Source organism: Neisseria sp. HMSC066H01, assembly GCF_001837375.1.
Classification (GTDB): domain Bacteria; phylum Pseudomonadota; class Gammaproteobacteria; order Burkholderiales; family Neisseriaceae; genus Neisseria.
This window is the reverse complement of record NZ_KV832194.1, coordinates 170,196-194,004: the sequence shown is the minus strand read 5'-3', so window position 1 is coordinate 194,004 and position 23,809 is coordinate 170,196. Positions and strand designations below refer to the sequence as shown.

Below are 23,809 nucleotides of genomic sequence, written 5' to 3'. Positions count from 1 at the left end.
TACCTGACTGAAATTATTTTTTAGGTAAGGGCTGAACGGGCGAATCCGAAGCCACAATTTCGCCGATGGCTGTTTCCGCAATATCCTTCAAAGCATAGCGGTCTTTATCCAGCATGTCTGTCGGTTTGTATTGAGGCGAGAAATCCAAACGGATACGGATTTTCTTCATAGAAACAATGCGCCATAAAGACTGAAACAGGTTTACCTCCGCATAGGATGGCAGATCCGTCCGTTGTCCTTCGTCATCATAATAGCGCAAGGTTACTGCCTGAATCGGCGCTTTCGCATCAATAGCCGATTGAAATAGGGCTGCTTTAAACGGCAAAATACCCAAGCCGGAAGAAGTGCGCGCCTCAGGGAAAAAACTTACATTCTGCCCTGCTTTCAATGCCGCACAAATCGCCTGATTAATCGGCTCGACATCACGGCGGGAATTGCGGTTGATAAACACCGTGCCGGCATTTTTACCCATTTTCCCCAAAACCGGCCAACTGCTGATTTCCTGTTTCGCAATAAAACTGCTCGGATAAACGGCACTCATGGCAAAAATATCCAACCAAGACACATGATTGGCCACCACCAAAGTACCGCTCACATTTCCTTGAGGCGGTACGCCGATTTCCAATTCGATATCCAAAGCATCCAACGCACCTTTTCCCAAAACAACCACAGCGTGATTGCGTTCCTCTGCATTGTTGCCATCAATGGCACGCAAATCCCGGCCGGTTCTGAATAACCAAGCTGCCAAACGGCAAAGTCTGCCCAGTCGTTTTAAAAAAGGAGCTTTTTGTTTAGACATAAAATTTCTTCTGTATTGTGTTCATTATTTTCAGACAGCCTCTGACATTTAAGGCCGTCTGAAACTATTTCTGGCAATTTGGACAATAAAATGTTCCACGCTGCCCCAAAGTTTCTTTAAAAATCAACCCGCCACATTGGACACAAGGCTCATTGTGGCGGCCATAGACCGTATATTCCTGCTGAAAGTAGCCGCTTTTTCCATCGCTATTAACAAAATCTCGCAGCGTACTGCCGCCCGTTGCAATCGCCCTTTGCAGAACCGCTTTAACGGTTTCCACCAATAATGCGCATTCTTTCTTGGTCAGCTTATTCGCCGGACGCAATGGCGAAATACCTGCCTTAAACAGACTTTCATTCGCATAAATATTGCCAACGCCAACCACCACCGCATTATCCATCAGCGCCAATTTGACTGCACGCTTTTGTGTTTTCAATTTCTGATACAGGTAATTTGCATCAAAATCGTCCGAGAGCGGCTCCGGCCCCAGTTTTTTCAAAAGCGGATGATGTTCGGCAATACCCTCATACCACAATACCGCACCAAATTTACGCGGATCGTGATAACGCAATACGGTGCCGTCATCAAATACAAAATCTAAATGATCATGCTTATCCGGCGTGGCAATACGTTCATCATCGGCAGTAAAAATCCGCAAACTGCCGGACATGCCCAAATGAATAAGTAAAATACCCGTTTCAAAAGTAATAATCAAATACTTCGCACGCCGGTTGCATGCTAAAACTTTGCGGCCGGCCAAAATTTGCGCTAAGTCGGGATGAACAGGCCATCTCAATTTAAACTGGCGGATAGTGACTTTTGCTATCTTTTTGCCATCAATATGCGGCTCTATCCCGCGTAAAGTCGTTTCCACCTCAGGTAATTTAGGCATCATTATTCTCCAAATTTATCATTAATATACAGGCCGTCTGAGAACTATTCGGCCAAACGTGCCGTACTTAAAGCAATCGTATTGCCATCAAATGCAGATTCCAATTCAGGCAAAGGATGGACACCAATCAAATGTTTCGTTAATACCATCCCATAAACCGCCGCACACTGCGGCCACCACCTATCCCCCGCCTTTTCCATAAACCGCCAAAACTTCAAAGCAGAAGGCGAATTCACAGCAGGCAGATAATCCATAAACTGCCCATATTCCATTTCAAAACCAACATCCGCAATTTTTCGTTTCAGCTCGGCCAAAGCCAAACATTGAGATTTCAAAGGCAGCTTTTCCCCATCAAACCAAGAGCTCAACCCCCACAAAGATTTAGGGTTGAACCCCGTCAAAATCAACCTGCCCTCAGGTTTTAATATCCTAAATGCCTCTTGCAACACCAAATCCGCAGATGAAACTTCCAAAAGATGAGGCATCAATAACACATCCACGGAATGCGTTTCAAATGCCAACATTTCAGCATCCATCCGCACATCGCGCGGCACTACAAGCATATTTTCAGACGGCCTAGTCCATACACCGCCCAATTGAACCGCCACCTGCCTATTCAAATACTGCAAATGCCGTCTGAAAAAATCCGCCTCTTTTTGAGCAAGATATTGCCCCATTGGCGTTTGCATAAAAAAAACTTCCATTCAAGGCTCCCCTATGCATCCCGACTTGTGTGACAGAATTTTAACACCACAACCACATCACACAAGCAAATTCCCTGCCCGACTTGACGTTTAAATGCTGAAACGATACTATCAAAAAGACGAAATTTTATTATATATTTGATAACTTTATTTACTATGGCAAAACTAAAAACCATCGCTCTGACCGTTTCAAGCCTGTCGGCGGTTTCCGCCACAGCCTACGCACAAAACGCTACACCCAACCAAGTCGGCATGGCCATGATGCGCCTCAACTCCGCCCTGCTCGACCAAGCCAAAGCACAAACCTTCGGCTCCGGCAGCTTATGGGCATCGTTGCGTAAAGACTTCCGCATCAACGAAGTCAACACAGAACTGGTTCGCCGCCATGAAAACAAATTTGCTGCAAACAGCGCATATTTCGACCGCACCATCTCCCGCAGCAAACCTTATATGTACCATATTGCCAATGAAGTTAAAAAACGCAATATGCCCGCCGAAATCGCTTTACTGCCTTTCATTGAAAGCGCATTCGTAACCAAAGCCAAATCACACGTCGGCGCATCCGGCCTGTGGCAATTTATGCCGGCTACCGGCCGCCACTTCGGCTTGGAAAAAACACCTTTGTATGACGGCCGCCACGATATTTATGCCGCTACCGATGCCGCATTGAACTACCTGCAATACCTGCACGGTATGTTCGGCGACTGGTCTTTGGCGCTTGCCGCTTACAACTGGGGCGAAGGTAATGTCGGACGCGCTGTCAACCGCGCCCGTGCGCAAGGTTTGGAGCCGACATACGAAAACCTGCGTATGCCGAACGAAACACGTAATTACGTTCCCAAACTTTTGGCCGTCCGCAATATCGTTGCCAATCCGCAAACCTTCGGCATGAATATCAGCGAAATCAGCAACCAGCCGTATTTCAAATCTATCAGCATCGACAAACCTATTGATAACAGCACAATTGCCCGCTTTGCGAACATCAGCGAAAGCGAATTGTTGGCACTCAACCCGGGTTTCAATGCGCCTGTATTCATCCCTAAAAACAACCGTCGTCTGTTGTTGCCGGTTGCTGCGGTTTCCACATTTGAAAAGAACTACCGCAATGCCAACCCGGATACCCTGATGTCTTGGGATATTTATACTTCTTTGGGCAACAAAAAACTGAATGCCATTGCCAACGATACCGGCATGAGCGTTGCCGAACTCAAACGCCTCAACGGCCTGAGCGGTAGCGCCGTTTCCGAAGGCCGCAGCATTTTGGTGGCTAAAAATTCAGCAAGCCAAAGTCAAGACATCATTAACTTCATCGACAAAGACAATACGCCGGATACTTACCAATCCAATATGCCGGCCATGTCTCCGATTATTGCTTCTAACGCAGTAGAACCGGTTAAAGTTGCCCAAACCAAGGTTACTGATATTATTGCACCTGTTGTTCCACAATCCAGCAAACCGGTTGACTTTATTGCACGCAGCAGAGCTGAAAACGTTACTTCAGTAGTGGTAACAGAAACTAAAGCCCAACCTCAAGTTGCAAATGTGGAAGTGGCCGCTCCAGTTGCAGCCATGACCCATGCGACTACCGAGACCGTTGCTAAAAATGTTGCAGAAGCACCCAAATCATCCATCCCTGCAGACTTGACCGTACCGACTGTTGCTGCAAACGATGTAGCCCCTACTTCAGCAGTTGAATCTGTTGCCGCTGCACCGGCGCAAGAAGAGCATGATGACCTGATGGCATTGGTACAAAACCGACCTGCAGAAGAGCCTGCAGCGACTGTTGCTGAAGCGACTTCTGAAGCCAAACAAGTTCAAACTGTTGTTACCGCCGAAAGTGCACGTACGGCACGCATCGCAGCCAATATAGCTAAACAACAACGCCGTATCAATGCACGTCTTGCCCGTGTAAACGGTCAACAAAACACACAAACAGCAGCACTTGAAGCAGGTACCCACCGTGTGGCAGATGGCGATACGTTGTTTAACATCTCCAAACGCTATAACCTGAGCGTAGCCGATTTGATTATTGCCAACAACATCAAAGGCAATAATATCAAAAAAGGCCAAATCCTCCGTGTTACAGCCGCTCCGGCAAAAGTCCGCAGCAACCCGGTTCAAAACGTTTCCTACACTGTACGCAAAGGCGATACCCTGAACACCATCGCCAGCCGTTTCAATGTTGATATTAACGATATCCGCCGTTGGAACCGCAATACCCGTACTGTATCTCCCGGTCAACGTTTGAAACTGATTGGTAGCTAATATTAGCTTTAAAACAAAGGCCGTTTGAAAGATTCAGACGGCCTTTTTCTTGATGATAGATAATCAAGTTAATGTTTGATGACAAACAGAATAGCCTTCTCTTTAAGATAAAAATATTTTTTGAAAATTACTGTATAAAAAAAGAGTGTGTAAAAACACACTCTCTTCTTCAAACGAATTGTCGTCAAACTCTATGCTTAATACCCTTATCCAAACATATGAATTCCGTAAAATATATTCCTATGCCGGTGAAAAAGCATCACAGAAAAAGGCATCTTCCGGTAAAGCGCATTTTTGAGTCAGTAAACCATGTGCACTTTCGGTCATCTCTGGTGATCCGCAAGCATAAACTTCATATTGGCCCAAATCAGGATAATTTTGCGCAGCAACATCTTGCACATAGCCATTCTCCCCTTTCCACTCAGAATCAGGCTTAGAAAGAACCGGCGAGAATTTCGCATTTTTCAGACGACCTATTAATGCTTCTGCTTCTTCCAATGCATACAGATCCACCTGTTGACGTGCTCCCCAGTAAAAATGAACCTGACGCTCGCTATTCTGACGAATCAAATCAAGCAAAATACTGCGAATAGGGGCATAACCTGTACCCGTTGCCAACAAAATCATCGGTTTATTGCTGTCTTGTTGCAAAGTGAATGTACCTAATGGCCCTTTGACACGGACAATGCCTTTCTCTTTGATTTTAGGATCTGCCCCAAAAATCATTTCTGAGCATACGCCGTTTTCACGTTTGCGGATATGCAGTTCCAAAATGCCTTCTTGATCAGGCGAATTGGCGATTGAATAGCTGCGGCTGATATTGCCGGGAAGCAGCAAATCAATATATTGCCCGGCATAAAATGCAAATGGCGGCGCTTTAGGCAAAGCCAGTTTGAGCAAAGCAACATCATGTTTGATTTCAATGTTTTCAATACGTGCTGGCAATGTACGTACCGGCAAAGCATTTTGATTAAAACCTGGCACATTGATTTTGAGGTCGCTCTTCGCAGTGGTACAGCACAATAACACTTTGCCCTGTGCTTTTTCTTCTTCACTGATGGCTTTATCAATATGCTTGCCCATTTCAAATTCGCCACTAATCAACTCGGCCTTACACTGCCCGCAGGCACCGCTTTTGCAAGAATGAGGCAAATTTAAATTCTGACGGGTTGCGGCAGCAAGAACAGTTTCGTCCTCATTCGCCGTAAATGTAGTTTGATCTGGTAAGGTAATGGTATGTGTCATGGTATTTAGAATAAATTTATTATCAAAAACAAAGGCCGTCTGAAAATAAAACCTGTTTTCAGACGGCCTGTCCTATCTATCAAGCCAATTTGGCTTTAATCAACTCTTGAACCTGAGCCGGATTGGCCTTGCCTTTACTTGCTTTCATCACTTGGCCGACAATCGCATTTAAGGCTTTTTCATTACCGGAACGGAATTGCTCAATGGCTTTCGCATTGTTTGCCAACACTTCATCCACCATCGCTTCAATTGCGCCAGTGTCAGTAATCTGTTGCAAACCATGTTTTTCGATGATTTCGGCAATACCTACTTCAGGCTCGGCCCACATCGCTTCAAAAGCTTTTTTCGCCAGTTTGCTGCTCAATGTTCCGTCCGCGACTTTAGCAACCAACTCGGCAAGGCGTGAAGCCGTAATCGGGCTTGCAGCCAATTCCAACCCTTCTTTGTTCAAGGTGGCGGCAAGCTCGCCGTTCATCCAGTTCGCCGTTAATTTACCTTGGCCGCAGGCTTTGGCAGCTTCTTCAAAATAGGCAGCTTGAGCACGGCTCGCAGTTAACAGGCGCGCATCATAGTCGGACACGCCGTAATCGGCAACAAAACGCGCCGCCATTTCATGCGGCAACTCAGGCATTTGCTCTTTAGCCTTTTGCAATTGGCCGTCTGAAATAATGACCGGCAGCAAATCTGGATCCGGGAAATAGCGGTAATCGTGCGCATCTTCTTTCAAACGCATCACACGGGTTTCGCCTTTTTCAGGGTCAAACAGCATGGTTGCCTGCTGTACTTTACCACCGTCTTCCAAAATTTCGATTTGCGCTTCCACTTCATAATTGATGGCTTGTTCCAAGAAGCGGAAAGAGTTGAGGTTTTTAATTTCACGGCGTGTACCGAACTCGGCCTGGCCTTTTGGACGTACAGAAACGTTGGCATCAACGCGGAACGAGCCTTCCGCCATATTGCCGTCGCAAATATCCAGCCAAGTTACCAAACCGTGCAATGCTTTAGCGTATGCCACGGCTTCGGCTGCGGAACGCATTTCAGGCTCGGAGACAACTTCCAATAAAGGCGTACCGGCGCGGTTTAAGTCGATACCGGTGGCACCGTTCAAACCTTCATGTACGGATTTACCCGCATCTTCTTCCATGTGCGCACGGGTAACATTGATGGTTTTAACCTCGTCGCCCACTACGATTTCCAATTTGCCATGCTCAACAATCGGCAAATCCAACTGACTGATTTGATAGCCTTTTGGTAAATCAGGATAAAAATAGTTTTTACGGTCGAACACGTTTTTCTGATTGATTTTCGCATCCAAAGCCAAACCGAGTTTGATGGCTTTTTCGACGACTTCGCGGTTCATTACCGGCAATACGCCCGGCAACGCACACTCAACCACGCTGGCGTGGGCATTAGGCTCGGCACCGAATGCAGTGGATGCGCCGCTGAAGATTTTGGATTGGGTGTTGAGTTGGACGTGGATTTCCAGTCCGATTACGGTTTCCCAAGTCATAAGGGTCTTTCTGTCGAAAAAAAGTTAATCGGTTAAATGAATGATTCGTTTTTCAGACGGCCTGAATAAAAAACATAACAGGCCGTCTGCAAGATAAGTTTATTTCCTGCGGCGTTGGAAACCGGGCAGTTGCCAATGGAACCGGTATGCAGTCAAGCGAAACAACAAGCCGCCGGCAAAGAGCAGGTTTAATGTAAAAATATTAATCCAGCCCAAATGCCCGAACAGATAAATCAATCCGCCAATCAAAATGGCCACGCTGCCGTAAAGGTCGGTACGCAAAATCATCGGCACGTCATTGACCAAAATATCGCGCGCAATACCGCCGCCAACGGCAGTCACAAAAGCCAAAGAAATAACGCCGAACAGATTAAGCTGCAAAGCCATACCGATTTGTGCACCGGTAATGCTGAACGCTGCCAAACCAATGGCATCGGCAATAATAAAGGCAGCAGCCAAATAGGTGCTGCGATAACGTTGCACCCTTATTAACCATGCGATGGCCAGTGTGGCAAATACAACAATCAGCGCATCGGTTTGCAAAAACACCTGCGGAATCCGGCCGACCAAGCCATCGCGTATCATACCGCCGCCGACAGCCGTCAGTAACGCAGTAATGACGACACCGAGTACATCCAATCGCTTGTTGTAGCCGACCAAATAGCCGGAAATGGCAAACGCGGCTGTCCCAATGATTTGAATGAAGTCGGTGGCTGTCATGATTTTTAAATATCTATAATTTGCAGCGCCTAAATGATTCAGGCGCTTTTTATGATTTATTTTCAGACGGCCTTGAATTATCAAGGCCCTAAAACATTATTCCGGTGCTTTAGTATGCCAATCGCTGTTCAGTTGAACTTGATATGCGGCGCCCAGAATTTTTGCTTCGGAGAAATAATTACCGATAAATTGCACACCAATCGGCAGACCGTCTGTGCTGAAACCGGCAGGCAGGGTCAGTGCAGGCAAACCGGCAAGGTTCACGGCGATGGTGTAAATATCGGATAAGTACATTTGCACAGGGTCGTGAATGTCGCTGCCGAGTTTCGGCGCTGCAGTCGGTGCAGTCGGTGCCAAAATGAAATCACATTGACCAAAGGCCGTCTGAAAATCATTGGCAACCAGACGGCGCAGTTTTTGCGCTTTCAGGTAATAAGCATCGTAGTAACCATGGCTCAATACATAAGTACCGATCATGATACGACGTTTGACCTCGCTGCCGAAACCTTCGGCACGGGTGTTGCTGTACATTTCTTCAAGATCACTGAATTGCGCTGCACGATGGCCATAACGTACGCCGTCGAAACGGGACAAGTTGGTACTTGCTTCAGCGGAGGCGAGAACATAATAAGCGGGAATCGACAATGAAGTTTGCGGCAACGAAACTTCAACAGTCTCCGCGCCTTGGGCTTTAAGCAAATCGATCACGTTTTGCAAGGCCGTCTGAACATCGGCATCCGCGCCTTCGCCGAAATATTCTTTAGGCAAACCGATTTTCAACCCTTTGAGCGGCTTGTCCAAATCACGGGTGTAATCTTCTTTGTTGCGTTCCAAACTGGTGGAATCACGCTCGTCAAAGCTGGCCATGGCGTTCAACAAAATCGCACAGTCTTCGGCTGTTTGCGCCATAGGGCCGGCTTGGTCAAAGCTGGAAGCATAAGCAACCATACCGAAGCGTGAAACCGTACCGTATGTCGGCTTAATACCGGTAATACCGCAATGCGATGCAGGCTGACGGATGGAACCGCCGGTATCCGAACCCAATGCAGCCGGTGCCAAACGCGCCGCAATCACGGCAGCCGAACCGCCTGACGAACCGCCGGGAACATGTTCAAAATTCCATGGGTTTTTGGTTGCACCGTAGAACGAAGTCTCATTGGTCGAACCCATGGCAAATTCGTCCATATTGGTACGGCCGAGAGTAACCATGCCGGCATCCAACAGGTTTTGCACCACAGTGGCAGTATAAGGAGAAACAAAGTTATCCAACATTTTGGAGCTGCATGCACTGCGCCAACCTGTTTGGCAGAAAATATCTTTGTAAGCAACCGGCACACCGGTCAAAGCCGTTGCATTACCGGCCGCGATACGCGCATCGGCTGCTTTGGCTTCAGCAAGGGTCTTATCTTGATCGATGGTCACATAGCCGTTGATGGCAGGGTTTTTCGCAGCAATAGCGGCCAAATATTCGGTCGCCAATTCGACTGCGGAAATTTGTTTGGATTGCAGCAGGCTGCTGGCTTGTTTGAGCGTGTAAGCGGTCATTGTGCCGTACTTTCTATAAAACAGTTTTTGCTTTCAAAACAGATATTGAAAACATCCGTTTAAATCAATAAATCGGGCCGTCTGAACAGAATATCCTTTCAGACGGCCTTGCAATAGGGGCTTGCCGACAAGCAAAGGCCGTCTGAAACCTTATTCTTCAATCACTTGAGGAACGATATACAGACGATTGCGCACTTCGGGGGCAACCGCCTGATATTCGGCGGCATGGTCGGTTTCAGTCACTTTATCTTCGCGCAGGCGCAAAGCGGCTTCGTGCGGATGCGCCATAGGTTCGATGCCATCGGTATTGACGCTTTGCATATTTTCAACCATGGCGAAAATGTCGTTCAACTCGGCAAGCGTTTTGTTTTTTTCTTCGTCTGTTAAAGTGAGGCGCGAGAGTTTTGCGATTTTTTCCACATCATTTAAGCTTAAAGCCATAAAAAATCCTTGTCTGATAGCAATGCACCTTGGGTTTGGGGTATCATTGCATTTCGTCTTCTATGAAGCGAAGAATTATAACCGAAAACCAAACAGGTTGGCATGGTGTTTTGATTCAGACGGCCTTTTCAGTGCGCATTTATCCGTCTTAAACCGTGTACCTGTTTTTCTTATTTTAAATAACGCTAAACACATCCGGGCTGGGCCGGAATTTCAGGTATCCTATGTTTCGTCTTTTATCTCGTTTCCTCTCTAATGATATTGCCATCGACTTGGGCACGGCCAACACGCTGATTTTTGTACGCGGCAAAGGGATTGTTTTGGATGAGCCGTCCATGGTTGCGATTCAATCCGGCGCGGGCAATAAAAGTAAAATCATGGCGGTTGGTACGGAAGCCAAAAAAATGCAGGGCCGTGCGCCGCGCAATATTGAAATCGTCCGTCCAATGAAAGACGGCGTGATTGCCGATTTTGTGATTACCGAGCGTATGCTGGGTATGTTGATTAAAAAAGCCACCGAAGGACGGTCTTTGGTTCCGCCCCGTGTGGTTATCTGTGTTCCGGGCGGCTCTACCCAAGTGGAACGTAAAGCGATTTTAGATTCAGCGTTTGCCGCCGGCGCGGCAAGCGTGCATTTGATTGAAGAACCGATGGCCGCCGCTTTGGGCGCAGGTTTGCCGATTGAAGATGCGGCAGGTTCGATGATTGTCGATATTGGCGGCGGTACGACTGAAATCGGTATTCTTTCACTGGGCGGTATGGCCTATTCCGCTTCCGTCCGCGCAGCCGGCGACGAGTTCGATAAAAGCATCATCCATTACCTGCGCCGTCATCGCGGTGTCTTAATCGGCGAGGCGACGGCAGAGGAATTGAAGAAACAAATCGGCTCGGCCTCTGGTTTTGAAACCGAAACAGCCATGCGCATTAAAGGCCGCGACCTGGCCGAAGGCACGCCCAAATCCTTGGCGGTTACGTCAAATGAAATCCGTGAAGCATTGAGTGAAACGGTAAATCAAATCATCCGCGCCGTCCGTCTGGCTTTGGAACAAGCTCCGCCCGAACTGGCCGGCGACATCGCCGACCGCGGCATTATGCTGACCGGCGGCGGTGCACTCCTGCACGGTATCGATACCGTCTTGGCCGATGCAACCGGCCTGCCCGTCGGCATTGCCGACCAGCCTCTGAACTGCGTCGCCTATGGCGCCGGTAAGGCTTTGGACTATATCGGCAAATGGGATACCGTGTTTACGGAAAACCCATAAGGTAGATGGCTATGGAACGCTCTTCTTTGCGCTTTGACGAGGCAAAAGGCCCTAAGCTGTTGCCTCGTTTTGTCGTTTATGTCGCCCTGGCTGCCGGCCTGATGGTGGCAGATTATCGCTTTTCATTGATGCAGCCTGTGCGTGCGGCGGTAATGCCCATGCTTTATCCTGCTCAATGGCTGGCCAATCAACCCGTTCAACTTTATCAATATTTTGCCGACCTCTCCCAGTCTAAATCCGAGCTTTTGGAACAAAACCGCCGGCTTTTGGAAGAAAATGGCCGTCTGAAAATCGATTTGCAGCGGGATAAAGTCAATACCGATGAATTGCGCGAATTGAAAAAACTGTACGGTTTGCAACAAAAAGGCATCCACAATGTTATCGGCGCGGAAGTCATTTCCAATGGCAAAGATCCGCTTTCCGAAAGACTGATTATCGGCAAAGGCAGTCAAGACGGCTTGAAAGTTGGCGATGCGGTCATCGATCAAAGCGGTTTGATCGGCCTGTTGACACAAGTCCACACACAAAGCGCGGAAATTGAGCTGATCTCAAGCGGACAAAGTATTGTCCCCGTAGCCGTCAGCCGCACCGGTGAACGCAATTTGGCATACGGCAATGGCAGCGGTTTGGATTTACGCTATTTCCCAACCGGCTCGGACTTGAAACCCGGTGATGTTCTGCTGACTTCCGGCTTGGATGGTACTTATCCGGCGGGGATTCCCGTTGCAACCGTCAGCAAGGTTGTCCGTGCATCGGGAACGCCTTATTACGATACGCAACTGACGCCTTTGGCTGCTTTACGCAGCAGTCGTTTTGTCTTGGTACTTTCTTCCGCCCCTTCTTCCCCACGCTGATTTCATGAACGATTTTGACGATTCTTACCGTGCAGTACCGCTGCACATCATGGCGGCCAGTCTCATCGTGATGATGATATTGGACTTTATGCCGTTTTCCTTTGACGGATTCTTCTGGCTGCCTGAAATGACGGCACTGATGTTGCTGTATTGGACATTGCATCAACCGCAACGCGCAGGCATGGGACTGGCTTTTGCCATCGGTCTGATTGTCGATGCAGCAACCGCCGCGACTCTGGGCCTGCACGCCCTGTCTTACGTTGTGATGACTTATTTCATCTTAAACCGACGCCGCCAAATTATGCTGTACGGCCACATTATGCAATTGGCCGCTGTCTTGGCTGCCCTGCTTCTCAATCAGGCCGTTTTAACTGCTGCCCGTCTGTTCCTCAATCATCAGGTCATCACTTTGCAAGGCTTTGTTGCCCCATTTGTCGGCTCACTGCTTTGGCCGATACTCAGCCAGCTGATGCTGATTGTGACCCGTATTTACCGCGCGCACTGAAAAGATGAAACCGATTCTTCCACGCCGTCTTTCCGGTGGTCAACATACCCAAAAACCTTCCGCTCAGGCAGCACAAGCCGATGCCCTATTACGCCTGCTCGTTGCTTTTATCCTGATTGTCATCTTCTTTTCCATCTTGCTGGCGCGGTTCTTTTACTTACAAGTAACCCAACACAATGAGTTTTCCGGTCAAGCATCGAGCAAACGCATCACCCTGATTCCAACACCGCCCGTACGCGGCGAAATCGTCGATATCAACGGCGTTCCTTTGGCCAAAAACTATCCCGTCTTTTCGCTTGAAGTTATTCCCAGCCGCATTGAAGGCAAGATGGAAGATGTCATTGAAGTATTGAAAAAATACGTCGATATCACGCCGACAGATTTAAAACGCTTCAAAAAATATCGCGAAAGCTATCGAAAATTTGAAAACATCCCACTCAAGCTCAGGCTGACCGATGAAGAGGCTGCGCGTTTGTCTGTGCATCTGCGCGAATTCAAAGGCGTAGAGGTCAATTCACGCACATTCCGCGAATATCCTTACGGCAAGCTGACTTCCCATTTTTTAGGCTACATCGGCCGTATAAGCGATAAAGACAAAGAAATGCTGGAAGAAGAAGGCCTGACCGCCCTCTATCGCGGCAGTACGCATATCGGCAAATCCGGCTTGGAAAAATATTACGAGCACCAGCTTCATGGCGTTCCAGGCTATCAGGAAGTCGAAAAAGACGCTTACGGCAATATCGTCCGTGTATTGAAAAATGTCCCGTCCAAAATGGGGCAAACCTTGCGCCTAGGGATGGATATCCGTATGCAGCAGGAAGCCGACCGAATCTTGGGCGACCGCCGTGGCGCATTGGTGGCCATCAATCCGCAAGACGGTACTGTTTTGGCATTTGTTTCCAAACCTTCTTTCGATCCCAACCTCTTTATTGACGGCATCGACAGCGATACTTGGAAAATGCTGAATGACGATTGGAAAAAGCCTTTGATCAACCGTGTTACCCAAGGCCTTTATCCGCCGGGCTCTACATTCAAACCCTTTATGGGCATGGCTTTGTTGGAAAGCGGCAAAATCACTCAAAACACCATCGTCCCCGCTCCCGGCGCATGGAGCATACCCGGCAGCCGCCATATTTTCCGCGACTCTGTCCGAAGCGGTCACGGTTCTGCCAACTTGAGCAAAGCCATTCAAGTATCCTCAGATACCTTCTTCTACCGCTTGGGTTACGAAATGGGTATCGATAAAGCCTCTCCGTATCTGGCGCAATTCGGTTTCGGCCAAAAAACCGGTATTGACCTGCCTAGTGAATATGTAGGCGTTTTGCCCAGCCGCGAATGGAAAGCCAAACGCTTTGCCAAATCTTCCGACCCGACTGCCAAAGAATGGCGTGCTGGTGAGATGGTTTCCGTCAGTATCGGCCAAGGCTACAATGCCTACACGCCTTTGCAAATGGCACATGCGACAGCCTCTCTGGCCAACAACGGTGTTGTCCATCAGCCGCATTTGGTCAAAGAAATATTGGATTTCAGTGCGCGCAAAATTACCCGCATCAATCCTAATCCCGAACGTCAAATTCCGTTTAAAGCCGACAACTTCGAATACGTCAAACGCGCAATGGAGAAGGTATTGAAACCGGGCGGTACGGCACACCGTATCGGTGGCGGACTCGCCTACACAATGGGCGGTAAAACCGGTACGGCCCAAGTCGTACAAATTAAACAGGGCGGCCGCTACAATGCCGCAGCCCTGCGCGAACAACACCGCGACCACGCATGGTTTATCTCATTTGCGCCATTGGAAAAACCTGAAATCGCCATTGCCGTTATTTTGGAAAACGGCGGCTGGGGTGCGTATGCCGCGCCATTGGCCCGTGAAATGACTGATTTTTATATGCTTCACGTCAAGCCGCAACAGTTTTCAGACGGCCTAGAAACAGATTTGGCCAAAACTGATAAACATCAGCCCATTACCAGTATTTTCCAATCTGCCTACGGACTGACGCCGACAAGCCCTGCCTCACAGCCGGAGGTTCACCATGAATAACACATCAGCGTGGAAAACGTTCAAATCCACCATTGCAGCCCCGATTGACCCTTGGCTGTTTTTTGCCATGCTCGCCATCTACATCATGAGCCTGTTTTTGCTCTATTCTGCAGACGGGCAAGAGTTCGGCCAATTGGAAAACAAAACCATCCATACCGTTTTGGGCTTTGCCCTGTTATGGATTATCGCCGTATTCAAGCCGCAAACGGCCGCCAAAGTTGCTCTGCCTGTTTATATCGTTGGCGTATTGCTGCTGATTGGCGTCGAAGTTGCCGGCGTTACCGTAAACGGTTCGACCCGTTGGCTGAGCCTCGGCTTTACCCGTATCCAACCTTCCGAAATCATGAAAATCGGTATTCCCATGACTGTCGCGTGGTATTTCCAACGCTATGAAGGCCGTCTGAAATGGATACATTATATTGTCGCCCTTGTACTGATTCTTGTTCCTGTCGCCCTAATTTTGAAACAGCCCGACCTCGGTACGGCCGCGCTGATTATGGCTTCGGGCATTTTTGTCATCTTTTTTGCCGGATTGCCCTGGAAAGCCATTTTTGCCGCCATTATTGCCTTTGTGGCCGCCCTGCCGCTCTTGTGGAACTACGGCATGCACGACTACCAGAAAACCCGCGTCCTTACCTTGCTTGACCCAACCAAAGACCCGTTAGGCGCAGGCTACCACATCATCCAATCCATGATTGCCATCGGCTCGGGCGGCGTATGGGGTAAGGGCTGGCTCAACGGCACGCAAACCCATTTGGACTACATTCCCGAATCAACGACTGACTTTATTTTCGCAGTATTCGGCGAAGAGTTCGGTCTGATCGGCAATATCCTTTTGCTGCTGGTTTACCTTATCATTCTGGCACGCGGATTGTGGATTGCCGCACAAGCGCAATCCCTTTACAGCCGTACTTTGGCAGGTGCATTGACCATGACCTTCTTCTGCTACGCCTTTGTAAACATGGGCATGGTCAGCGGCATTTTGCCCGTTGTTGGTGTTCCCCTCCCCTTGGTCAGCTACGGCGGTACGGCTACGCTTTCCATCATGGTGGTGCTCGCCCTGTTGATGGGTATTGCCAACGAACATAAAAACCTCCGCCGTCGTAATATGGACAACGACGATCTGACTGAAAGTAAGGAATAATATGGAATTAGGTGTAGAAATCGGCAAACTTCTCGTTGCACTTCTTGTACTGATCAACCCCTTCAGCGCACTCTCGATTTATCTTGACCTGACGCAAGACCACAGCACCAAAGAAAAACGCAGAATTGCGCGTACTGCCGCACTGGCCGTTTTCATCGTGATCGTCGTCTTTGCACTGAGCGGCGGTATCCTGTTGAAAGTACTCGGCATCAGCGTGGGCTCTTTCCAAGTCGGCGGCGGCATTTTGGTTTTACTGATTGCCATCTCCTTGATGAACGGCAACGACAATCCGGCCAAGCCCAAAATCGACCCCAATTCAGAAGAGCATCACCATGCGCAACAAGTCCGCCGCAATGAAAAAGCCATTGCCGTCGTCCCCATTGCCATTCCGATTACCATCGGCCCCGGCGGTATTTCTACCGTCATCATTTACTCCTCTGCCGCCAAAAATTACAGCGATATTGCCCTGATTATCATCTCCGGCTTTCTGGTCAGCCTGATTTGCTATCTCATCCTGATCGTTGCCGGACGCATCAGCAAACGCTTAGGCACGACCGGCCTGACCATCCTCAACCGCATTATGGGCATGATGCTTGCCGCCATTTCCGTAGAGATTATTGTTGCCGGATTAAAATCTATTTTTCCCCAACTGGTCGCTTGAAGTACAATCATCACAATAAAAGGCCGTCTGAAACATTTTCAGACGGCCTCATAAAAACATAAAAACAAAGGAGCCTAACCATGTTTCACAGCACCCATGTCTTTACCGGTGAAACCATTTGCCGCCGACCGGCACAAAACTACACCGAATTTACCGACGAATTAAACCGCCTCCAAACCCTTCAGCAAACCTTCGCACAATCAAGCATTATCGAGCGCACCGCCCTCTTACAACAATTTGCCGACAGCCTCACCCAAAACCAAGAACGCCTCGCCGAAATGGTTTGCGAAGAAGTCGGCCGCTGCCTGCATGAATGCCGCGCCGAAATCAGCAAATCCATCGAGCTTATCCGCTACTACGTCCGCCTCGCGCCCGAACTGCTCTCCCATAAAACCATCGCCACCCAAGCCAGCCTCAGCCAAGTCCGCTTCGAGCCTTTGGGCGTTGTTTTGGCAGTCATGCCGTGGAACTATCCTGTTTGGCAGATTTTACGATTTGCCATCCCGGCCCTGTGCGCCGGCAATGCCTGCGCGGTCAAGCCTGCGCCCAGTGTCACCCGCGTCAGCGAAACCCTCTTCAGCCTCGTCCCCAAAGGTTTGCCGCTTATCGGCGCATGGTTAAGTCATGAAGACACGCTTAAAGCCATCGAAGATACCGATGCCATGGCATTTACCGGTTCGACCCATACCGGCCGCCTGCTGGCTGCCCATGCAGGCAAACATCTGAAAAAAACCGTTCTTGAACTGGGCGGCAGCAATCCGTTTATCATCCTGCCCGATGCCGATCTCCAACGCGCAGCCATCGACGCCTGCTATTCACGCTTCCGTGATGCCGGACAATCCTGCAACGCCGCCAAGCGCATCATTGTTACCCAAGATATTGCCGAACAATTTATCCCGCTCTTCCTTGCCGAGTGTACCAAACTGCAAACCGGCAATCCTAAAGACCCAAACACCACCCTTGCCCCGCTTCACCGCCAAGACCTACGCCAAAACGTGCACGAGCAGGTTCAAGATGCAGTTGCACACGGCGCGCAATGCTTGAGCGGCGGCTATATCCCTGATGGACAAAGCTGGTTTTACCCGGCTACCGTCTTGGATCAAGTCAATCCAAACTGCCGCGTTTGGCATGAAGAAGTCTTCGGCCCGGTTGCCATGATCTTACGCGCCGACAATCCGGATCACGCCGTTGCGCTTGCCAATGACACACCTTTCGGCCTCGGCGCCTGTATCTACACAGCCGACACGGCAAATGCATGGAAATACGCCGAAAAAATCCAAGCAGGCTCTGTCTTTATCAACCGCCACACCAGCAGCGACTTGCGCCTCCCCTTTGGCGGCGTCAAAGCTTCAGGCTACGGACGGGAGCTATCCGAATTCGGACTGTACGAATTCGTCAACGTCAAAACCTATTGGCAAAAATAAACCATTTCATTCACTCAAGCCGTCTGAAAACCCAATTTCAGACGGCTTGATGTTTTTTTAAAGACTGGCAAAAATGTTGTATTTAAAACCCATACCAATTCCGCAAAATCAAAGCGGCTCAAAAATAAGCAACCTATTTTAGAAAGCAATTCATATTTCCACGCCCATTTTGAATCGGCAGCTTACCATGTTCATCATTCCAACCGTTTCATTAAGCTCTTTATAAAATACGCGACAAACAAAAATGCCGTCTGAAATACAACTTTCAGACGGCATTTTCAATCAAATACTACTTACCGGATTACAATTTCAAACCGGCCAGTTTAGTAGCATACGCATCCAAATCGGCGATTGGACGGGTAGCCACGCCACTTTCCATTGCCGCTTTAGCAGTAGCTGTAGCAACGCGAGGCAACAGGCGGGAATCGAATGGGGTAGGAATCAGGTATTCCGCACCGAATTCAAATTTCTTACCGTAAGCGGCAACCACTTCTTCAGTTACCTCTTCCATCGCCAAATCAGCCAAAGCGTACACGCAGGCGCGTTTCATTTCTTCGTTGATGGTGGTCGCGCCGACATCCAATGCGCCACGGAAGATGAATGGGAAGCACAATACGTTGTTCACTTGGTTCGGGAAGTCTGAACGGCCTGTACCGATGACCACATCCGGACGGGTTTCTTTTGCCAATGGAGGCAGGATTTCCGGATTTGGGTTTGCCATAGCGAACACGATTGGTTTTTCGTTCATGGTGTTCAGCATTTCAGGAGTCAGCAGGTTTGCACCGGACAAGCCCAAGAAGATGTCTTTACCTTTAACGGCATCAGCCAATACGCGTTGGCCGTTGTCTTCAATGGCGTAGAACTGTTTGGACTCGTCCATACGGTCTTTGTCTTCGCGCGTTTTGTAAATCACGCCTTTGGAGTCGCAAACGGTTACGTTTTCGCGTTTCAGACCCAAATCCAGCAATTGGTTCAAGCAGGCAATCGCGGCCGCACCTGCGCCGGAGCACACCAAAGTCGCTTCTTCGATTTTACGGCCGGTATAACGCAAAGCGTTCAACACAGCGGCGGCGGTGATGATGGCAGTACCATGTTGGTCGTCGTGGAATACAGGGATTTTGCAGCGTTTGCGCAATTCGCGTTCGATGTAGAAGCACTCAGGCGCTTTGATGTCTTCGAGGTTGATGCCGCCGAAAGTCGGTTCCAAAGAAGCGATGATGTCCACCAGTTTTTGCGGGTCTTTTTCATCAATTTCGATGTCAAACACGTCAACACCGGCGAATTTTTTGAACAATACGCCTTTGCCTTCCATTACAGGTTTGCCGGCCAATGCGCCGATGTTGCCCAAACCCAACACTGCGGTACCGTTGGAAATCACGGCAACCAAATTGCCTTTGGCGGTGTATTTGTAGGCATTTTGCGGATCGGCATGGATTTCCATACAAGGAGCGGCTACGCCCGGAGAGTACGCCAACGCCAAGTCTTTAGAAGTAGCCAGAGATTTGGTTGGGGTAACGGAGATTTTGCCCGGCACGGGGAATTCGTGGAACTGCAGGGCGGCTTCTTTTAATGAATTTTCCATTTGTCGATCCTGTTTGCGAGAGAGAGAGATTTTACAGCGAACAAGTCTGAAACGGGCTGCTTCAGACATTTAAACTTCTAAAGTCGGTTTGTTAACAGACCGGCTTTGTAAGAGGCCGTAATTTTATCATGTTCTTTCGGTGGCGCATACCTATATTTATTTCATTTGTTTTGATGTTTCGGTTTAATCGGTTTTATGTCTAAAAACTTCTGTAATAATATTTCTTCGGTACATCAGTCTTCTTTCAGACGGCATTTTATTTAAACTTAAACATTCAATCCGAAATGACTGTCCAGCGCGGTTTCAATCTGGGTTTTGACTGCGTCCAGACTTTGGCTGCTGTCGATGACGGCATATCGTTCCGGCTGTTTGGCAGCACGTTGCAAATACACTTCGCGCACCCGATTGAAAAACTCGGCTGCCTCTTGCTCGAAGCGGTCTTTCTCGCGCGTTTGGTTGATGCGCGCCATCGATACTTCCAAAGGCACATCCAACAGCAAGGTTAAATCTGGGCGGAAATCGCCCTGCACCCAATGCTCAAGCGTGGCAATATCTTGTAAGGGAACGCCTCGTCCGCCGCCTTGATAGGCAAACGTTGCATCGGTAAAGCGGTCGGAAACGACATGTGTGCCGTTTTTCAGGGCAGGCAGAATAACTGTTTCCAAGTGTTGCTGTCTGGCTGCAAACATCAGCAGGGTTTCGGTACGCAGGCTGACTTGGGTGGCAGGGTTGAGCAGGATTTCGCGCAATGCCTCTCCGGCAGGCGTGCCTCCCGGTTCGCGCGTAAACAATACGGGCAGTTGGTGTTTCTCAAACCATGCTTTCATTACGGCGAGGTTGGTGGATTTGCCGGCGCCGTCTATGCCGTCAAGGGTAATAAATCTGGGTTTCATATGGATATCGTTAATCTAAAGGCCGTCTGAAACTGGGATTATAAATGTTTCAGACGACCTATTCGGTTTATTTCTTCAAAATATATTTGCGCACGGCGGCGTTGTGTTCAGAAAGATTGTGGCTGAACTCGCTCAGGCCCGTACCATCCATTTTTGAGACGAAATACAGATATTTTTCATTAGACGGATGACCCGCAGCCTCAAGCGCGGCCTTGCCGGGAAGCGCAATCGGCGTCGGCGTCAAACCGCTGCGCGTATAAGTATTGTAAGGCGTATCGCGTTGCAGGTCGGCTTTGCGGATTCTGCCCTTATACGCATCGCCCATGCCATAAATGACAGTCGGGTCGGTTTGCAGGCGCATGCCGATATTCAGGCGGTTGACAAATACGGCGGCCACATGGGCGCGGTCATCTTCGTGCGCGGTTTCTTTTTCAATCAGACTCGCCATAATCAGCATTTCGTACGGATTTTTATAAGGCAGGCCGCTTTGACGGTCGTCCCATGCTTCTTGTAGGTTTTCCCGCATTTTACGGTAGGCAATTTTATAAATTTGAAGATCGCTGCCGCCGGCATCAATTTCGTAACTATCCGGGAAAAACTGTCCTTCAGGATTGCTGCTCAAGGCGTCGGGTGCCACTTCGGCCATCAGTTTTTCATCGCTCCAGCCGCGCGTATCATGGGCAATATCGGCAGTGTTGTCGATAATACGGCGCATTTGTGCAAACCGCGCACCCTCTAGAATTTGCACGCTGACCGAATCAGGACGGCCTTTTTTAATGCGTTTTAAAATGTCCCAAGCCGATACTTTGGCAGACAGACGGTAAGAGCCGGCATTGAGTTGGTTGTGCACGCCCATCACATACGCGGCGGCTACCAACACATAACGGTTATAAACAATGCCGTCTTGAGCCAGTTTGCGGCTGACGGAAGAGATACCTTGATTCTTAGCAACGGTAATACGGTATGGCTTGTCGTTGTTTTTCGGAACAAACAACAATGCGGCAACCACGGCGGCAAATGCCGTCAAAAATACGGCCAGCCATTTCAACAATTTTTTCAACATGGTAGGATTCTTGGTTTGTGAACGTGTCGGGCGACAGTATAACCGAAAATAAGCGCATTAAGCCTGCCGCATTCCCCAACGTATGTTTTCCTATCCCGAAAGGCCGTCTGAAACCATGAATTCCCCTTACAAAAACATTTGGCAAAACGGCCGTTGGCTGAATGCACGCCAAACTCATTCGCCCAATTTCAGCCCGCGCGAACCGGATGAAAACGTCTCATTGGTTGTCCTCCACAATATCTCCCTTCCTCCTTTTGAGTACAACACGGGTGCGGTGGAAAAATTGTTTACCAACCAAATCAATCCTGACGAGCATCCTTTCTTCAGCATCATCCACACCTTGCGCGTCTCCAGCCATTTTTTCATCAGCCGTGAGGGCGAAACTGTCCAATTCGTTTCCTGCGACGACATGGCCTATCATGCCGGCGTATCATCATTTCAAGGCAGAGAAAGATGCAACGCCTTTTCCATCGGTATCGAACTGGAAGGCTGCGATTTCGAGCCTTTTACCGAAGCACAATACACCAGCCTGCAAGCCTTGCTGACCGCCATTTCCGAGCATTATCCGATTCAGGCCGTTACCGGTCATCAGGACATCGCGCCGGACAGGAAAACCGATCCCGGACATTTCTTCGATTGGCATCACCTTCAAAAAGCAAGTTTTCCCGTCCGGCGCGGATAACTTTCAGACGGCCTGAACACTGATTGGCAGACATAATGCTGCCACAACCGTTTATTTTCGTTATAATTCAGCTATCCATTCGGACACATAAAGTCCGGCTCCAACGAACTGCCCGCGTAGCAAGATTCCGCACCCTGAAAAAGACGGAATGCTGCCTTTTTAAAAAGTGATTACTCCATGATTTTCATCGTCTTAGCCCTCGCCGCCCTTTTGGCGGTCATCGGTTACAACATGTACCAGGAAAACCAATACCGCAAACAAGTGCGCGAACAATTCGGCCATTCCGATAAAGATGCACTTTTGACCAGCAAAACCAAACACGTCCGCGACAGCAAAGAAACCGGCGGCCAAGGTTTGTTTATCAAGAAAAACAAAAAAAACGAAGAGGCATTGCGCAACCTGCAGGAACAAGATGAAATCTACGCGGCCAAAGCTAAACTGGCCCACCCTGCCCAACTTAAAACCGACGTCGAACTGACCGTGGAAGACGACTTTTCTGCAGAAGAAAAAGTCCAACACACCGTTATCGGCTTGAACAACGAAATTACCGTAAGCCCAGCCGAAGCCGCTTCCACTCCGGTAGAAACCGCAGCCGAACCTGTGGCACAAGTACCATTGATCAGCCTGGACGAATTGTCTCAAGTCGAGCTGCCTTGGTTTGACCCGCGCTTCGACTACATGGCCTACATCTCCCTGAAACAAGCTCAAGAATTGCACGCCCTGCCGCGCCTTTCCGCTACCCACCGCTTCCAAATCATCGGTTGCACCATGGACGACCATTTCCGCGTTGCCGAGCCGATTCCAGGAGTTTACTACCAAGGCTTCGTCATGGGCCTGCAAGCTGTCAGCCGCAACGGTTTGGCCGCGCGTGAAGAGTTGCAACACTTCGACCAACAGGTTGATGCTTTTGCCCAACTGATGGACGGCAAAGTTTTGCATACCGACTTGGACGCGTTCACCGAAGTCGCACAAGCCCTCGACCAATTCTGTGCGCGTGTTGACCAAACCATCGCCATTCACTTGGTTTCCCATTCCAACATCAGCGGCGTAGAATTGCGTGCCGCCGTGGAAGAAACCGGTTTCAAATTGGGCGAAGACGGCGCGTTCCACTTCGGCGACAACAACAATCCTCAATTGTTCTCCATCCATACTTTGGACAACAAACCGTTTACCAATCCTTTGCTGGACAACCAAGCCTACCGCGGCTTCAGCATGCTGCTGGATATTCCGCACGTTCCGGCCGGCGAAAAAACTTTCGATAAATTCATGGACTTGGCAGTCAAACTTTCCGGTCAACTCAGCTTGGATTTGGTTAACGACCAAATGGAAGAAGTTTCCACCCAATGGCTCAAAGACGTACGCAACTACGTTTTGGCCCGTCAGGAAGAAATGCTTAAAGTCGGCCTCAAACCCGGCAGCAAACAAGCTCTGCGCCTGTTCTCTTAAACTTCCTCAAACAAAAAGCGGATATGCAATGACGGCATATCCGCTTTTTTCAGGTAAAATCCCTTCATCTTCAATATTCATCAATTTTCAGACGGCCTCTCTATCATCAGGACGTCTGAAAACTCTAT

At 49.0% G+C, this 23,809-nt stretch carries 21 protein-coding genes; 10 read left to right on the top strand and 11 right to left on the bottom strand.

From position 1 onward, the window contains the following. Positions 1-13 precede the first annotated feature (13 nt). The 3 genes from HMPREF2551_RS05050 to HMPREF2551_RS05040 form a co-directional block, all read right to left on the bottom strand. Positions 14-799 (bottom strand): 1-acylglycerol-3-phosphate O-acyltransferase, encoded by a 786-nt coding sequence (locus tag HMPREF2551_RS05050; RefSeq protein WP_070837559.1) that lies wholly within the window; start codon positions 797-799, stop codon positions 14-16. 64 nt (positions 800-863) lie between these two features. Continuing rightward, positions 864-1,691 (bottom strand): DNA-formamidopyrimidine glycosylase, encoded by an 828-nt coding sequence (mutM, locus tag HMPREF2551_RS05045; protein WP_070838044.1) that lies wholly within the window; start codon positions 1,689-1,691, stop codon positions 864-866. Positions 1,692-1,735: 44 nt separating this feature from the next. Then, positions 1,736-2,395 (bottom strand): class I SAM-dependent methyltransferase, encoded by a 660-nt coding sequence (locus tag HMPREF2551_RS05040; protein ID WP_070837557.1) that lies wholly within the window; start codon positions 2,393-2,395, stop codon positions 1,736-1,738. Positions 2,396-2,551: 156 nt separating this feature from the next. Here HMPREF2551_RS05040 and HMPREF2551_RS05035 point away from each other — a divergent pair, with 156 nt between their 5' ends. After that, positions 2,552-4,660: a LysM peptidoglycan-binding domain-containing protein gene (locus HMPREF2551_RS05035; protein WP_070837555.1), complete on the top strand. Its 2,109-nt coding sequence runs from the start codon at positions 2,552-2,554 to the stop codon at positions 4,658-4,660. Positions 4,661-4,900: 240 nt separating this feature from the next. Here HMPREF2551_RS05035 and HMPREF2551_RS05030 read toward each other — a convergent pair whose 3' ends face one another. The 5 genes from HMPREF2551_RS05030 to gatC all read right to left on the bottom strand — a co-directional run bounded on the left by HMPREF2551_RS05030 (position 4,901) and on the right by gatC (position 10,121). After that, complete coding sequence (locus HMPREF2551_RS05030; protein WP_070837553.1) at positions 4,901-5,905, bottom strand: 2Fe-2S iron-sulfur cluster-binding protein; 1,005 nt, start codon at positions 5,903-5,905, stop codon at positions 4,901-4,903. A gap of 79 nt (positions 5,906-5,984) precedes the next feature. After that, positions 5,985-7,415, bottom strand: coding sequence for an Asp-tRNA(Asn)/Glu-tRNA(Gln) amidotransferase subunit GatB (gatB, locus tag HMPREF2551_RS05025; protein WP_070837551.1), 1,431 nt, complete (start codon positions 7,413-7,415; stop codon positions 5,985-5,987). A 99-nt stretch (positions 7,416-7,514) separates the two neighbouring features. Beyond that, complete coding sequence (locus HMPREF2551_RS05020; RefSeq protein ID WP_049331484.1) at positions 7,515-8,135, bottom strand: trimeric intracellular cation channel family protein; 621 nt, start codon at positions 8,133-8,135, stop codon at positions 7,515-7,517. A gap of 96 nt (positions 8,136-8,231) precedes the next feature. Further along, positions 8,232-9,680: an Asp-tRNA(Asn)/Glu-tRNA(Gln) amidotransferase subunit GatA gene (gene gatA, locus HMPREF2551_RS05015; protein WP_070837549.1), complete on the bottom strand. Its 1,449-nt coding sequence runs from the start codon at positions 9,678-9,680 to the stop codon at positions 8,232-8,234. A 150-nt stretch (positions 9,681-9,830) separates the two neighbouring features. Then, complete coding sequence (gene gatC, locus HMPREF2551_RS05010) at positions 9,831-10,121, bottom strand: Asp-tRNA(Asn)/Glu-tRNA(Gln) amidotransferase subunit GatC (RefSeq protein WP_003685110.1); 291 nt, start codon at positions 10,119-10,121, stop codon at positions 9,831-9,833. A 224-nt stretch (positions 10,122-10,345) separates the two neighbouring features. On the opposite strand from gatC, the gene HMPREF2551_RS05005 reads away from it, so the two are divergent. The 7 genes from HMPREF2551_RS05005 to HMPREF2551_RS04975 all read left to right on the top strand — a co-directional run bounded on the left by HMPREF2551_RS05005 (position 10,346) and on the right by HMPREF2551_RS04975 (position 18,015). Then, positions 10,346-11,383, top strand: a complete 1,038-nt coding sequence (locus HMPREF2551_RS05005) for a rod shape-determining protein (protein WP_003747269.1) — start codon at positions 10,346-10,348, stop codon at positions 11,381-11,383. Between the two features lie 11 nt (positions 11,384-11,394). Further along, complete coding sequence (gene mreC / locus HMPREF2551_RS05000; RefSeq protein ID WP_070837547.1) at positions 11,395-12,237, top strand: rod shape-determining protein MreC; 843 nt, start codon at positions 11,395-11,397, stop codon at positions 12,235-12,237. A 4-nt stretch (positions 12,238-12,241) separates the two neighbouring features. Then, positions 12,242-12,742, top strand: coding sequence for a rod shape-determining protein MreD (gene mreD / locus HMPREF2551_RS04995; protein ID WP_070837545.1), 501 nt, complete (start codon positions 12,242-12,244; stop codon positions 12,740-12,742). A gap of 4 nt (positions 12,743-12,746) precedes the next feature. After that, positions 12,747-14,786, top strand: coding sequence for a penicillin-binding protein 2 (gene mrdA, locus HMPREF2551_RS04990; RefSeq protein ID WP_070837543.1), 2,040 nt, complete (start codon positions 12,747-12,749; stop codon positions 14,784-14,786). Continuing rightward, a complete protein-coding gene (gene rodA, locus HMPREF2551_RS04985) occupies positions 14,779-15,930 on the top strand; it encodes a rod shape-determining protein RodA (protein WP_036490427.1) in 1,152 nt (383 codons plus the stop codon). Before mrdA ends, rodA begins: the two co-directional genes overlap by 8 nt. A gap of 1 nt (position 15,931) precedes the next feature. Beyond that, positions 15,932-16,591, top strand: coding sequence for a MarC family protein (locus tag HMPREF2551_RS04980; RefSeq protein WP_036490425.1), 660 nt, complete (start codon positions 15,932-15,934; stop codon positions 16,589-16,591). Positions 16,592-16,671: 80 nt separating this feature from the next. Further along, positions 16,672-18,015 (top strand): aldehyde dehydrogenase family protein, encoded by a 1,344-nt coding sequence (locus HMPREF2551_RS04975; protein WP_070837541.1) that lies wholly within the window; start codon positions 16,672-16,674, stop codon positions 18,013-18,015. Positions 18,016-18,316: 301 nt separating this feature from the next. Here HMPREF2551_RS04975 and HMPREF2551_RS04970 read toward each other — a convergent pair whose 3' ends face one another. The 3 genes from HMPREF2551_RS04970 to mltG form a co-directional block, all read right to left on the bottom strand. Continuing rightward, positions 18,317-19,597, bottom strand: coding sequence for a malic enzyme-like NAD(P)-binding protein (locus HMPREF2551_RS04970; protein ID WP_083323113.1), 1,281 nt, complete (start codon positions 19,595-19,597; stop codon positions 18,317-18,319). A 266-nt stretch (positions 19,598-19,863) separates the two neighbouring features. After that, entirely contained in the window at positions 19,864-20,490 is a 627-nt protein-coding gene (gene tmk, locus HMPREF2551_RS04965; RefSeq protein WP_070837539.1) for a dTMP kinase, read from the bottom strand. 67 nt (positions 20,491-20,557) lie between these two features. Further along, entirely contained in the window at positions 20,558-21,553 is a 996-nt protein-coding gene (gene mltG / locus HMPREF2551_RS04960; RefSeq protein WP_070837537.1) for an endolytic transglycosylase MltG, read from the bottom strand. A 115-nt stretch (positions 21,554-21,668) separates the two neighbouring features. Here mltG and ampD point away from each other — a divergent pair, with 115 nt between their 5' ends. Next, entirely contained in the window at positions 21,669-22,235 is a 567-nt protein-coding gene (gene ampD, locus HMPREF2551_RS04955; protein ID WP_070837535.1) for a 1,6-anhydro-N-acetylmuramyl-L-alanine amidase AmpD, read from the top strand. Positions 22,236-22,412: 177 nt separating this feature from the next. Then, positions 22,413-23,681 (top strand): cell division protein ZipA C-terminal FtsZ-binding domain-containing protein, encoded by a 1,269-nt coding sequence (locus HMPREF2551_RS04950; protein ID WP_036490414.1) that lies wholly within the window; start codon positions 22,413-22,415, stop codon positions 23,679-23,681. The last annotated feature ends 128 nt before the right edge of the window (positions 23,682-23,809 follow it).